This window comes from Rhodothermales bacterium (assembly GCA_034439735.1).
Classification (GTDB): Bacteria; Bacteroidota; Rhodothermia; order Rhodothermales; family JAHQVL01; genus JAWKNW01.
Window position 1 is genome coordinate 22,543 of the sequence record JAWXAX010000011.1, and the last position, 13,810, is coordinate 36,352.

A 13,810-nucleotide genomic window follows, 5' to 3' on the forward strand; every position below is an offset into this window, starting at 1 on the left:
AGAACATGACGTGCTTCATCCACCCGTTGCACCCTGACCGTATGTTGCGATTTCTGTATCCTTTCGTGCGCCGTGTTTCCCAAGCCGAGTCGACTCCGCTGCTCATGGCCGGAAGCGTATTCGGGCTGGCAACCCTTCTGGCGATCGGCTGCTCGGGGCCGGAGTTGCCGCCCCTGGCGCCGGCCGTCGAGGCGCCGCCGTCGCTGCAGCAGGAGGGCGAGGCGCCGGCTCGAATCGTACATCTCGATGCGCGCCAGCTCGCTCAGCTCGACGTTCAGACGGAAGCCGTATCGGCGTCCAGAATGCCATTTTCAGTACGTGCGCCGGGCGAAGTGCTGCCGGCGCCGGAGTACTTCGCGCTCGTCAGCGCGCCCATCAGCGGGCGTATCGTCCGGATCCTGGCGCACGAGGGGGAGGCTGTTCGCAAAGGGCAGGTGTTGCTCGAACTCGAAAGCCTCGAGTACGCCGGCCTGGTCGCCGACGTCCTCCGCGCCCGCGCTGAACTGAGTTACCAGCAGGCGCAGGTGGAGCGCCTTCGGCAACTCGTCGAGAAAAAGATCGCGGCACAAAACACGCTGGAGAAGGGCGAGGCGGACCTGAGCCGGGCACGCGCCGAATACAGCGCGTCGAACGCCCGCGTCGCCGCTCTGGGCCTCTCGCCCGAAACCGTCGCCAGCTGGTCCGAGGACGCCGGCGCCGGCCCCACCCTCGCCGTACGCGCGCCCATCAGCGGCGCCATCGACCGGCACGAAATCGACCTCGGCCAGTCGGTGACGGCCTATCAGGAGATGATGAGCCTGGTCGACCCCGCCCACGTCCTCGTGCGGGGCTATATCCCGCCGGAAGAAGCCGGCGCGCTGCAGGCCGGCGACTCGGTGGCGGTGCAGAGTGTCGAGGGGGAGGCGCGTTCGCTGGCGGCGGTGATCGCGACCATCAACCCGGCGCTCGGTGAGGAGAACCGCTCGGTGGTCGTCAACATCCACGCGGACACGAAGGCCGGATGGCCCCGGCCGGGACAGGCCGTGCAGGTCCTCGTCCGCGGCCTCGGCGCCGAACGGGCGCTTTCGGTGCCGCTCGACGCCCTGCTCTACGAGGGCGCCCGCGCCTCGGTGTTCGTCCGCACCCCCGACGGCGGCTTCGAGCAGCGCCTGGTCACCCTCGGCCGGCTCACGGAGGATCGCGCGGAAGTGCTGGCAGGCGTGGAGGAAGGCGAGTCGGTGGCTGTGACGCAGGTGTTTAACCTCAAGGCGCTCAGCCGCTTCGAGTTATTCGGTGAGGAGTGACACCCCCAGACCCCCTCTGCCCCCGTCCCCATCGCACTTCGTCCGCACGTCGTCATGCTGAACAGAATCATCGATTTTAGCCTCCGCCAGAAGTTTGTGGCGCTGGCGCTTGTCGTGCTGGTCGCCTTCGGCGGCGTTTCGGCCCTGGTGAATCTCCCTATCAATTCCCTGCCGGACGTCACGCCTATCCAGGTGCTGGTCATCACCAAAGCCGGCCGCTACTCGCCCATCGAGGTGGAGAAGTTGGTCAGTTTTCCGATCGAGACGGCCATGAACGGCCTGCCCGAGGTGAAGGAGGTCCGCTCCATCTCCCAGTTTGGGCTGTCCGCCGTGACGGTCGAGTTCGAGGAATCCACGGACACCTACTTCGCCCGCCAGCTCGTCAGTCAGCGGTTGCAGAGTGTGGTGGATGTGCTGCCGGCCGGCGTCTCCGCCCCGCAGCTCGGGCCCATCTCTACGGCGCTTGGCGAGATCTATCAGTACCGCGTCCGCGGGGACGGCCATACGCTGACCGAGTTGCGGACGATTCAGGACTGGCTCGTGGCGCCCCAGCTCAAAACCGTCGAGGGCGTCACGGAAATCACGGCGTTCGGCGGGTACGTCAAACAATTTGATGTGATCATCTCGCCGGACCGTCTGCGGACCTATGGGATCGGGCTCAAGGAGGTGATGGAGGCGATCGAACAGAACAACAGCGTGTCCGGCGGTAACTACCTCACCCATAACCGCGAGCAATACATCATCCGCGGATTCGGGCAGATCGGGGCGGCGGCGGATGTCGAGCAGGTGGTGGTGACACGCCTCGGCGGCCGGCCCATCTACGTCCGCGACGTCGCCACCGTCCGCGAGGGGCGGCAACTGCGCCAGGGGGCTGTCACGCAGGACGGGGAGGGCGAGGTGGTCACGGGGATTGTGATGATGCTCCGCGGCGGCAACGGGCGGGACGTCATCGCGGCCGTCGAGGCCCGGGTGGAGGAAATCAACGCCGGCCTGCCCGAGGGCGTGACGATTGAAAAGTTTTACGACCAGTCGGATCTCATCGAGCGCACCACCGGCACCCTGGAGGTCAACCTCGTCGAGGGCGGCCTGCTCGTCGTCGCGGTGCTGCTCATCATGCTCGGGGAGGTCTCGGGGGCGCTCATCGTGGCCTCGGTCATCCCCATCTCGATGCTCTTCGCGTTCATCGGGATGCGCGAGTTCGGGCTTGCGGCGAACCTGATGAGTCTGGGCGCCATCGACTTCGGGATGGTGGTCGATGGGTCGGTCGTGATGATCGAGAACATGGTGCACCGATTACAGGAGAACCAGCGCCGGCCGGTCCAACAAGTGCTCCGCGAAGCCGCGCACGAGGTCGCGCGCCCCATCTTCTTCGGGGTGCTCATCATTCTGCTCGTGTACGTCCCCATCGTCACGTTCGAGGGCATGGAGGGCATCCTGTTTCGCCCGATGGCCATAACGGTGGCGACGGCCGTCCTGGGGTCCCTGATCCTGACACTCGTCTACATCCCCGCCATGGCGGCCATCGTCTTCCGAAAAGGGATCCGGATGCGCCGCAACTACCTCATGGAATGGCTGCGTCCGCTGTACCGCCGGTTCCTTGAGGCGTTCCTGGATCGTAAGGTCGTCGTCTTCGGGGTCGCTCTTGTGGTTCTGGTGGGTGCGCTGCTGCTCGTCCCGTTGCTGGGCACCGAGTTTTTGCCCGAGCTAGACGAAGGGTCGATCCTGGTCGAACAGGTCCGCATGCCCAGCGTGACGCTCGAGGAGTCGGTCGAAAACGCCAACTGGTTCGCCGGCAAGATCATGGCGAACATCCCCGAAGTGGCGACGGTGGTGCCCAAAACGGGACGGTCCGACCTGGCGAACGACTGGATGGGCGTGCACCAGACAGACGTCTGGATCCTGCTCAAACCGCGTGAGGAATGGCGGCCGGGGGTGACGAAGGAGCGCATCGAGCAAGAGATCCAGCCCTACCTCGAGTCGGAACCGGGCCTTGCCTACAACTTCACCCAGCCGATCGCGATGCGCGTGGACGAGCTGACGAGCGGCGTCAAGTCCGATGTCGCCGTCAAGGTCTTCGGCGAGGATCTGGACGTGCTGCAGGGCATCGGCGACGCCATCAGCCGCGTCTTACCTGCGCTGCCCGGGACTGCCAACTACTTTGTAGAGCAGACCATCGGCCAGCCCTATCTGAACATCGACATCGACCGCGCGGCGGTGGCCTCGTTCGGGTTGAATGTGGATGAGGTGCAGCGGATCGTGGAGGCCGGCATTGGCGGACAGGCGGCCGGCGAGGTCTTCGAGGGACAGCGCCGGTTCGACATCGTCGTTCGGTACCCCGAAGCCATTCGCGACGGGTTTCACGACATCATGAACGTCCCCGTCTCGCTGCCCAACGGCGACCACATCCCGCTGAACCGGGTGGCGCGGATCCACGCCGAAGAGGGGCCCCGCGAGATCGCGCGCGAAAACGGCTGGCGTCGCGTGATCGTGGGCGTCAATCTCGATGGGATCGACATCGGCACCTATGTTTCGAACTTGCAGGACGCCATCGAGCGGGAGGTGGATATTCCCGCCGGCAACTTCATCGTCTACAGCGGCGCCTTCGAGGAGCAGCAACGCGCGATGCGGCACCTGCTGGTGGTCGTCCCGCTCGCGCTCCTCATCATCCTCGTCCTCCTCTACATCACCTTCGGGCAGATGCGGTATGCGTGGATGATCTTCCTGAACCTCCCCTTCGCGCTCTCCGGCGGCATCTTCCTGCTCTGGGTCCGCGACATCTACCTCTCGGTCTCGGCCAGCATTGGCTTTGTCGCGCTGTTCGGGGTGGCCGTGCTGAACGGCGTCGTGCTCGTGGCACACCTCAATACGCTCCGCGCCCGCGGCCTCGGGGTACGGGAGGCGACGATCACGGGCGCCGTGGACCGCCTGCGGCCGGTGCTGATGACGGCCCTCGTGGCGAGCCTCGGGTTCATCCCGATGGCCTTTAATGTCGGCCCCGGATCGGAGGTGCAGCGCCCGCTCGCCACCGTCGTGATCGGCGGCCTCTTCACCGCGACGCTGCTCACCTTGTTGGTGCTGCCGATGGTCTACCACTGGCTCGAATCCGGCCGCCCGATGCGGAAGGAGGAGCATTGGGATGAGACGCCGCTGGAAACGTCGCCGAAAACGCTAGCTGAATAATGAGGATGGGTAGATCACATTGGATCGGGATGGCGATGCTGCCGCTGATGGCCGGCCTCGCCGGCGCTGCGGGCACCGCCGTCGCGCAGCAGCCCACCGGCTGGCTGACCGTACAGGATGCGCTCACCTACGCGGAAGCGAATAGCCCCGCCCTGGGCCGGATGCGCGCATTACAAGAGGCCAGCGCCGGCGAACGCCTCGCCAGCTTCGGGATCGACGACCTGCAGGTGAGTTACGCCCGCGAGGGCATCCCGACCGCCGGCGGCGACTTCAGCGAACAGCGCTGGGTGATCGGGCAGTCGTTTGATTTTCCGCTGCAGACCTACTACCGGCTCAAACGGGTGGGCGCGCAGTCCTCGGCGCTGACGCACGGCGTGGAAGCCGCCCGGCGCGACCTGCGGAGCCGCGTCAAGACGGCGTATACGGAGGTGCTCTACACCCAGGAATTGCTCCATCTCAGCCTGCAGAGCGTCGAACTCGGCGAGTCGCTCAAAGCGGCTGTCGCGGCCCAGGTGGCGGCCGGCGCCGCCGCGGAGCTGGACGAGATGAAGGTGGATCTCCAACTCTCGGAAGCCCGCAGCGTGCTCGAGGATCGACTCCGCCTCTATGAGGACGCGCGGTACGCGCTGTACCAGGTGATCGGCCTCGATCCCGGGGAACAGGTCTATGGCGTCGTCTTCCCGGATACGATGACGTATCTCGATATCGCGCTGTCTCAGCAAGAAGTGCTCGCCCGGTTGCCGGCGCAGCCGGAACTCGCCGGCGCCGACGCCACCGTCCGCGCCGCCCGGCTGTTCACCCTGGAAAAACGCAGTGCAGCCCTGCCGCGGCTGCAATTGGCCTATTGGCCGCAAGACTTTGGGGGTGGCTACCGCTTTCGGGCGTTCGAGGTGGGCTTCACCGTCCCCCTCTGGTTCGCCCTCAATAACCGGGGCGCCATCGTCCAGGCCCGCGCGCGAGAGCAATACGACCGATGGAGCCGGCAGGACGTCGGCCTCACCCTCAAACGGGACATCGAGCGCGCCTGGCACGGCTACGAGACCAGCAAGCTCACGATCGACCGCTACGCCGAAACCGTCCATGCCCTCGCCGACGACCTCCTCGCCCGCACCCGCGAAGGCTACGAACTCGGCCAGCTCGACCTCCTCACCCTGCTCGATACCCAGCGGACGTATCTTTCGGCGCAGGCGCGGTACTACGATGCCCTGCGCACCTACTACGTCAATCTTATCGCGCTCGAACGGTATCTCCAGCGCGAATTGGTCTTTACCAGGTAGTCGAGGCCGCCTTTTTTCCTCCTGCGAGGGATTTTTTTGTCGTGCTCGAACTCCACGAAAAAACACTCGTTGAAGTGGGCTATGCGTAAAGCTACGTCACTGTTCCTTCACCTAGCTTCGCTGACTGCCTCGTGCTCGCAAGGCCCGGTGGAAAAGAGCGAGAGTACCGACATGACATTTTCCATTCAGGTGGCTGGGCCAGAGCATGCTCCTCTGGCGGAAGCTATTTGCACCCTTATCGAAGACGCGGCCAAAAAACGAGGGACCGGTATCGCCAAGCGGGACCCGGAATATATCCGCAAGAAAATGAACGACGGCAAGGCGGTCATCGCGCTCTGTGGCGACGCTCTTGCCGGCTTTTGTTACATCGAGACGTGGGGCCACGGGAAGTATGTGGCCAACTCGGGCCTGATCGTGGCGCAGGAGTACCGCAACTTCGGGCTGGCGCGTCGCATCAAAGAGCATGCGTTTACGCTTTCCCGCGAGAAATTCCCGCAGGCGAAGCTGTTCGGGATCACGACCAGCCTGGCGGTCATGAAGATCAACTCGGACCTCGGCTATCGGCCGGTGACGTTCTCCGAGTTGACAACCGACGAGGAGTTCTGGAACGGCTGCCGCAGCTGCCCAAATTTCGATATCCTCACCCGCACCGAGCGCAAGATGTGCCTTTGCACCGGGATGTTATACGATCCGGAGGTAGAGGAAAAGCGGGAACGGAAGACCACGGAGCAGGTGCTCGAGGGCCAGGAAAAGCCCGTGGAAGCGGCGCATTGACGCCGGGCGACGTCTGAGCCTCTGACTATCCAGGCGGCCGGCATCAGAGCCGGCCGCTTTTTTTCGTGCCGATGGCCTGCCTTCAGGCCGTATACGGCTCTTCAACAGCCATTAGTTCTTCTAATTCCGGCAACTCAGGGACCCGCTCGAACGAGATCGACTCTTCCTCCGCATGGTCATCAGACGCCGCACGCTTCGGCTGGGGCAGCGGGAAGAGGTCGGCCGTCGACACGCCGTTGCCATCCAGCTTTTCGATGATCTCCCACAGATCCGTCGTGATCTCGATGAGCTGGTTCGAGCGCTCGCGCTCTTCTTCAAGCTGAGACTGCAGCCGCTTGTTCTCGGCGCGGAAGCTGACGTCCAACTTGCACAGATACTGATACATCTCCTTCAGCGCCCGGGCGTGCAGCTCTTTTTGCTCCTGGAGATGGGTGATGTGTAATTCGCAGGAGGCCAGTTTTTCCTCGCAGGAGGCGCGTTCACCCGTTTCCGCCACAGGGGTCTCGGGAGTGGCGTCCGCTTGCATGAGCTTGCGCAGGAAGTTCTTCGTCATGACACACTGAATGGCTAGAGGTTCGTGCCGCGGGACGGGGGGATCGGCGGTAGAGCGATAATTTTAAGCTTCGCAAGATCTGTTCCACAATCCTTGTCTCACGCCGGCGGCAACCGCGCGAACGCATCGAGGGCGGCGTCTCGCGCGCGACCGTGCTCGAGCATTGGTTCCGGATACCCCGCGCCTGCCGCAAAGAGGGGGGCCATCCAGGGGGCATGCACCTGTGCGGCCGGGAATCGAGCCAGTTCGGGCACCCAGCGGCGGACGTACGCCCCGTCGGGGTCGAAGCGCTCGCCCTGGCTGACGGGGTTGAAGATCCGGAAGAACGGTTGCGCGTCGGCCCCGCAGCCGGCGGACCACTGCCAGCCCTGGGTGTTGTTCGCCAGGTCGGCATCGACGAGGGTATCCCAGAACCAGCGCGCGCCGGCCTGCCAGGGGATCAAGAGGTCTTTTGTCAGAAACGACGCCACGATCATACGGACCCGGTTGTGCATCCACCCGGTGGCCCACAGTTCCCGCAAGCCGGCATCGACAATCGGATAGCCGGTCTGCCCGCGTTGCCAGAGACGCAGCGCGGCGGGGTCCTCCCGCCACGGGAAGGCGGTGAAGCGGGGGTTTAACGGCTGATCGGTGGTGCCGGGAAAATGGAACAGCAGGTGATAGGAGAACTCACGCCAGGCGATCTCGCTCAGAAACACCTGCGCCGGCTTGTCGCCCGCCGGCATACGCTCGCGTACGGCGCGCCAGATGGTGTGCGGGCTGATCTCCCCGAAACAGAGATGGGGGGACAGGCGCGACGTGCCCGGCCGGTCCGGGCGGTTGCGGTCCGTGTCATAAGCGCCGGCCGGCCCATCCAGGAAACGAGCCAGCGCCCGCCGGGCCCCCGCCTCGCCCGGCTCCCAGACGCCATAAAAGCCGGCGTCCCACGGGAGAGTCGGAAGGAGACGCAGCCGGTCAATGGGGACAGAGGCCGGCATCGATGCGGGGGCACGCCCGATCGAGAGGTTGACCTCGGGCAGTGGCGCGCCCAGTTCGGGTTGCTGCTGGAGCTTTTTCCAGAACGGGGTGAAAACCCGGTAGGGGGTGTCTCCGCCCGTTCGGATCTCGTCCGGGTTGTGGAGTAGCGCCCCGTTGTGGATGGAAACCGTGACGCCCTCGGCGCGCAGCGCCCGCGCCACGGCATCGTCCACCCGACGACCGGCCGGCTCATACCGCTCGTTCCAGCAAATGGCCGTCGCCCCGGTTTCGCGTACCAGCGCCTGGATGGTTTCCAGCGACGTCCCTTCACGCACGACCAGCCCCGTGCCGTGCTCCACGAGCTGGCGGTTCAGCGCGGTGAGAGCATGGTGCAGCCACCACCGGCTCGCGGCGCCGGGTTGCCACGGCGCCTCCTCTTCCGGGGCCCAGATGAATAGGGGGATGACCGCTCCCGGCCGGTTCAGCGCCCAGGCGAGCGCCGGATGGTCGGAGATGCGGAGGTCGCGACGAAACCAGACAAGCGTGGCGGACATGCGGGACGGGGCTAGTGTCGGGCAAAATAGAACCGGCCGGCATGTATCGCTACATACCGGCCGGCCAAGGGTCTATCGGATGGAGTTATTTGATCAGGAGCATCGTGCGCACCTGCGATCCGCTCGGACTTTCGATCCGGTACAGGTAGCTACCCGTGGGCAGGCCAGCGGCATCGAAGCTGACCTCCGCGCGGCCGGCGGCCATCGCCTGGTCCACGAGTACGCGCACCTGGCGGCCCAGCATGTCGTACACAGCAAGGCGAACCTGCCCGGCTTCGGGAAGCGCGAATGCGATGGTTGTCACGGGGTTAAACGGGTTCGGGTAGTTGGCCTCGAGGGCAAACTCCGTCGGGACGGCGTCGATGGCTTCGTCGGCGAGGGCGACCTCATCGAAGGCTTCTTCGCTGTGCCCGGAGATACCGGCCGAGCGGCCCACCTTGCCGGCCGAGTCGATCACGACAAACGAGGCGCTCAGGGCCGTGCCCGCGGTGCCGCCGGCACGCTTCTGGTCGTACGGCGTGGCCACCAGGGTATGATCGCCGACCGGGAAGGCCCCGTTCAAGTAGTCGCCGCCAAGGTCGCCAAACAGGGCGAATGGCGCGACGTTCTCGAGCCGGCTGTAGCCGATCGAATCGATCTTGAACCAGACGCTTTCGACCCCATCGCTCACGTCAGCCCGGAGGTTGACCTTCGCGGGTAGCGCGGCGACATCCAGGGTGTCGCCAGGCATGAGATGGACGAGATCCATATCGGTTTCGGCATCGACCAGCACAAACCCGGTTACCGCGTTATCGCTACTGACGACCGTGAAGGAGACGGTGGCCATCTCCAGCATCATCCCGCCGGCGTTGGCCTCGGCAAACGCTTTCGCCGTCAGCGTATGCGATCCCACGGGCAGCCGCCCGCCGGCAAAATTACCGTCGACATCGCCGAAGAGGGCGTAGGGCGCGTCGTTTTCAACGCGGATCGCCACGAGGTCATTCAGGTCGAACTGCACGCTGCCGGCATCGCCGGTCAGGTTGGCACGCACGTTCAAGCCCAGGGGCAGCGCGTTCAGGTCGAGCATCGCGCCGTCGACGATGGGGTCGAATCCCGCTATCGGCTCGTCCGTCGCCGCGTCGATCAGTGACAGGCTGGCGCCGGCGGGTACGTTGGCCGGCAGCAGGGCCGTGGTGCCGTCGGCGAAGACGGCGAGGAGGCCAAAGGCCGGGTCGGTGCTGTCGGCCGGGGCGAGGAAGCCGGAGGCAAGGACCGCAATGGCGGCATTAGCGGCGCCGGAGAGGTCGGCCACGTAGGAAGCGGCGACGGCGCTGTTGTCGGCTAGTTCGATGTCGATCGCGTAGGAGGCCGGCGGGACGGACAGGTAGCCGGCGAATCCGCCGAAGCTGATGTCGTCCACCAGGATGCCGGCGCCGCGTGCGGAGACGTCGACCGTCGGGGCGTCGGGGGCGCCGTGGAAGACGAGGAGTTCGACATTGCCGGCGGTGGCGGCGGCCTCACGGGCGGGGGTGTAGATGAAGAGGTCGAACGCCGGGTTGCCGGCGCCCGCCAGCGGATCGCCGGCGGCGACGACGAGGTAGGTCTCATCGGCGGCGAGGCCCGGGGCATCGATGGTTTTGGTGAACACCGGGCTGCTGTTATCCGCGGCGGTTGCGCCGGTGATGTCGATCTTGACGGCGACGCCGGCAGGGAGGTCGACAAACGGCGTGGCGGAACGGAAGACGAAGTCGTCGAGGGTCAGCACATCGTTGATGTAGACGTCGACGACGCCGGCGGCGGCGTAGGGCGAGTTGTGCACGACCTGTACGCGGGCCGTCTGCGCGAGAACAGATGGGGCGGCCAGGATGAGAGCCAGGCAGAGCAGGAGGAACCTGCCTGGTGCGCTGAGCTTTTTAGAGCGAGTTACAATGTTCATAGCTAAATACGAGTCTGGGTGATTAAACGTGGGCCCCACCCGCGGTGGGTAACATCGAAGGTGGGGCCGTTCTCAGGGTATTGGTCGTGCTGCAGCTTTTCCATAACACAGCCGGCTGTGTAATTGACTACCCCGACGTGTATCTCGCAATAAACGCTTCCGAACGAACCCACGGTATGTACTGGCGTACCCCCTGCGATCTCCATGCATGACATCCCGTGTTCTACCACCCGCCCTCGTTGCCATCCGGCCACGCCGACTCGGGTGCGTCTGGTCGCGCTTGCGCTCTCCTTGATACTTATGGGTGTCGAATCGGCCAGCGGCCAGGCCTCTCCCATAGAGCGGCTGCGCGCCTTCTTCCTCGCAAGCGTCGAGGACGAGACCGCTATCGAGGCGGCGAACGTCTACCTGACGTCGCTTCCGGGTGAGGCTGCCCCTGAAATACGCGCGTACGGCGCCATATTTGAGATCATGCGTGCCCGACACGCCTTCTGGCCCGTGCGCAAGATGCACCATCTGAACGCCGGCCTGCCCGTGCTCGATGCCCTCGTCACCGATCATCCTGACCATCTGGAGATCCGGTATCTTCGGCTCATGGCCTGTTATTATCTCCCCCGTTTACTGGGAAGGGGATGGTCCGTCGAGGCCGACCTCCTGGCGCTGGCGGAGCTGCTGCCGGGGGCGGCGAGGGCGTATCCGGCCGGGCTTTATCGCGAGATGGTGCGGTTCGTGGTCGACTCCGAGGTGGTATCCGAGGAGCAACGGCACGGGTTGCGCAACGCGCTCGCGGCGTCGGAACGCGCCGGCGGCGTCACCACGGGGCCGGCCGCCGGAGGATACTGATCCACCTACCGGTCCACCTGCAGATTCAACGCGTACGATATGATCGACGAAGTCATACTAGTAGATGCGGACGACCGCGTGCTCGGCTCGGCCGAGAAGCTGTCTGTCCACCGCGACGGCCAGCTGCATCGCGCGATCTCCGTCTTTGTGCTGAATACGCGTGGGGAAATGTTGCTGCAGCAGCGCGCCAGCGACAAGTACCATTCCGGAGGGCTGCTCTCGAACACGTGTTGCAGCCATCCGCGGCCCGGCGAGGCCACGGAGGCCGCCGCGCATCGCCGGCTTCAGGAAGAGATGGGATTTGACTGTCCGCTCAAGCCGATTTTCTCGTTCACCTACCGCACCGATTTTGGAAACGGGTTGATTGAACACGAGCTGGACCACGTCTTTCTGGGTTATTTCGCCGGAACGCCGTCGCCGGACCCCGCCGAGGTCGAGGCCTGGCGCTGGATGCGCGTCGATGCGATCGCCGACGACATGGCGCGCCGGCCCGAGGCGTACACCTACTGGTTTCGGCACATCTTCCAGCGCGTGGTGGACGTGCTCGATTGATCCGGGTCTATTCTTTCCCGACCTGGATGCCCGCCAGATGCTCCAGCGCCTTGACAAGCGCGTGATTACCCTCCGCGCCGAGGCCCTGGTGCTGGAGGGTGCCGTAGAGTTGATAGACCAGGCTGGTGCCCAGCATCGGGACGCCGAGCGATTTGCCGGCCTCGAGTACGAGGCGCAGGTCCTTTTGCTGGAGGTCGATCGTAAACCCCGGACGCCAGTCGCGCTTGATCACCTGCGGGCCGCGGTTGCTGAGCATCCAACTGCCGGCCGCGCCGCCGGACACCGCCGCCAGCGTCTTCTCGAGGTCGAGTCCGCCAGCCTCCGCCAACACCAACGCCTCGCCGACGCCGAGCATCGTTACTACGACCAGGATTTGATTGATAAGCTTGACCGTCTGTCCCGCCCCGACGCCGCCGACGTGCGTGATCGTCTTGCCCATGGCCTCGAAATAAGGCATCGCCCGCTCTACCTGGGCGGCCTCCCCGCCGACCATGATGCTCAGCGTGCCGCGTGCGGCCCCCTCGCTGCCGCCGCTGACCGGAGCGTCCAGCATGTGGATGCCTCGTTCCTGCAACCGCTTCGCGATCCCGCGCGTGGCTTCCGGGCTGATCGTGCTCATGTCGATCACCAGCGAGCCCCGAGCCGCGCCCTCGAGCACGCCCCCCTCGCCTAGAATCACCTGTTCGACATCCGGCGTGTCGCTAACGCAGGTGATGATCATCTCGCAGCGCCGGGCAAGGCTGGCCGGGTCCGTCGCCTGCGTGGCGCCCGCCACCACCAGCGCCTCCGCGCGCGACGCCGTACGATTCCAGACACACACTTCGAAGCCGGCCTTGAGGAGGTTGGCGGCCATGCCGCGCCCCATGATGCCCAGCCCGATCAGACCGACGGGAGTTGCCATAAAACGGATACTACGTTATTGGGTGGAAGGTGGCCACATGATAGGGGAAAAGCCATTGCGCATCAACCCGCTTTGGAAGCGCCGGCGCAGGGCGCGGGACAAAAGGCGCATAGGCGTTGCGTGGAAGACCCAGTCGGCGTGCGCGGAACAGGAATCGGATCCCCCGGGGCGTTGCCTATCATAGGACCACCCACTGCCTATCCTGGCTGAAAACCCCCAAAACGATATGAACCTGCTCCGCATCAACGATCAGCTTCTGAATGTCGATCTGATCCAGACGGTTAAAATCCGTGGCAACGAGGTCACCCTGTATCTGCTCGATCTCGAAATCCAGTTTCATGGCGAAGAGGCGGTGGCGCTGAAGCACTGGTTGCTCAACAATGCTCGGGACCTCTCGAACCAGAAAATGACGCAAGCCCTCGAGCCTTCCGGCTACAGTTCGGGAGATGGAGCGGCAAATTCGGGCGTCCAGCTGTTCAAAGTGCCGCTTACCTAACTCGTTTATCTACGGCCGGCCACAATTGACCTAACCAAGCTGTGTCTAAAGTGTGGAATCTTTGCCTCAAAAGCATGGAGCCAGCCGCAAGCGAGGAGCTATGTGGCGAAATTATATCAGAATGAGGCTTCGGCAACCCGGGGAGCGAACACAGGGGGATTCCCCTACATGGCGCTCTTCTCTTTGAGCCAAAAGTAGATAGACGGCCTCATAGCGATTAGTTATACTAGTGTTGATCAATTATTACCTGCACAAAACTGTACATCAACATGGCACACGAAGAGAACAACAAGGTGGGATGCGATGCGTCCCCGGGTTCTGAGGTTTCGGCACCCGTAATCTGGAATCGAAGGGCCGTTTTGAAGACGGTCTGGTCCGTGCCCGTAATTGCGGGGCTCGCCCTCATGAACACCGCATCATCGATGAGCGGAGGAATGAACGGCGGACCCGGCAATGGCGGCGGACCCGGCAACGGCGGTGGTCCCGGCAACGGCGGTGGTCCCGGCAACGGCGGCGGTCCCGGCA

At 64.5% G+C, this 13,810-nt stretch carries 11 protein-coding genes; 7 read left to right on the top strand and 4 right to left on the bottom strand.

The features are described from left to right. Nucleotides 1-65: 65 nt before the first annotated feature. The 4 genes from SH809_00460 to SH809_00475 all read left to right on the top strand — a co-directional run bounded on the left by SH809_00460 (nucleotide 66) and on the right by SH809_00475 (nucleotide 6,514). Entirely contained in the window at nucleotides 66-1,283 is a 1,218-nt protein-coding gene (locus SH809_00460; GenBank protein ID MDZ4698147.1) for an efflux RND transporter periplasmic adaptor subunit, read from the top strand. Between the two features lie 54 nt (nucleotides 1,284-1,337). After that, a complete protein-coding gene (locus SH809_00465; protein MDZ4698148.1) occupies nucleotides 1,338-4,463 on the top strand; it encodes a CusA/CzcA family heavy metal efflux RND transporter in 3,126 nt (1,041 codons plus the stop codon). Between the two features lie 5 nt (nucleotides 4,464-4,468). Next, entirely contained in the window at nucleotides 4,469-5,740 is a 1,272-nt protein-coding gene (locus SH809_00470; protein ID MDZ4698149.1) for a TolC family protein, read from the top strand. Between the two features lie 171 nt (nucleotides 5,741-5,911). After that, on the top strand, nucleotides 5,912-6,514 hold the full coding sequence (locus tag SH809_00475) for a GNAT family N-acetyltransferase (protein ID MDZ4698150.1): 603 nt from the start codon (nucleotides 5,912-5,914) through the stop codon (nucleotides 6,512-6,514). An 82-nt stretch (nucleotides 6,515-6,596) separates the two neighbouring features. Here SH809_00475 and SH809_00480 read toward each other — a convergent pair whose 3' ends face one another. The 3 genes from SH809_00480 to SH809_00490 all read right to left on the bottom strand — a co-directional run bounded on the left by SH809_00480 (nucleotide 6,597) and on the right by SH809_00490 (nucleotide 10,493). Then, nucleotides 6,597-7,067 carry a hypothetical protein gene (locus SH809_00480; GenBank protein MDZ4698151.1) on the bottom strand — a complete coding sequence of 157 codons (471 nt, stop codon included), beginning with the start codon at nucleotides 7,065-7,067 and terminating at the stop codon, nucleotides 6,597-6,599. 98 nt (nucleotides 7,068-7,165) lie between these two features. Beyond that, nucleotides 7,166-8,578 carry a deoxyribodipyrimidine photo-lyase gene (locus SH809_00485; protein MDZ4698152.1) on the bottom strand — a complete coding sequence of 471 codons (1,413 nt, stop codon included), beginning with the start codon at nucleotides 8,576-8,578 and terminating at the stop codon, nucleotides 7,166-7,168. Nucleotides 8,579-8,663: 85 nt separating this feature from the next. After that, the gene (locus tag SH809_00490) at nucleotides 8,664-10,493 is read right to left on the bottom strand and encodes a DUF4397 domain-containing protein (GenBank protein MDZ4698153.1); all 1,830 of its coding nucleotides are present in this window, start codon (nucleotides 10,491-10,493) and stop codon (nucleotides 8,664-8,666) included. A gap of 204 nt (nucleotides 10,494-10,697) precedes the next feature. On the opposite strand from SH809_00490, the gene SH809_00495 reads away from it, so the two are divergent. Together SH809_00495 and idi are read left to right on the top strand one after the other, a co-directional pair. Continuing rightward, nucleotides 10,698-11,336 carry a hypothetical protein gene (locus SH809_00495; protein ID MDZ4698154.1) on the top strand — a complete coding sequence of 213 codons (639 nt, stop codon included), beginning with the start codon at nucleotides 10,698-10,700 and terminating at the stop codon, nucleotides 11,334-11,336. A gap of 39 nt (nucleotides 11,337-11,375) precedes the next feature. After that, nucleotides 11,376-11,888: an isopentenyl-diphosphate Delta-isomerase gene (gene idi, locus SH809_00500; GenBank protein ID MDZ4698155.1), complete on the top strand. Its 513-nt coding sequence runs from the start codon at nucleotides 11,376-11,378 to the stop codon at nucleotides 11,886-11,888. Nucleotides 11,889-11,895: 7 nt separating this feature from the next. Here the strand turns inward: idi and SH809_00505 are convergent, their stop codons facing one another. Further along, nucleotides 11,896-12,789, bottom strand: coding sequence for an NAD(P)-dependent oxidoreductase (locus SH809_00505; GenBank protein ID MDZ4698156.1), 894 nt, complete (start codon nucleotides 12,787-12,789; stop codon nucleotides 11,896-11,898). Nucleotides 12,790-13,015: 226 nt separating this feature from the next. Between SH809_00505 and SH809_00510 the strand changes: the two genes are divergently transcribed. After that, entirely contained in the window at nucleotides 13,016-13,285 is a 270-nt protein-coding gene (locus SH809_00510; GenBank protein MDZ4698157.1) for a hypothetical protein, read from the top strand. The last annotated feature ends 525 nt before the right edge of the window (nucleotides 13,286-13,810 follow it).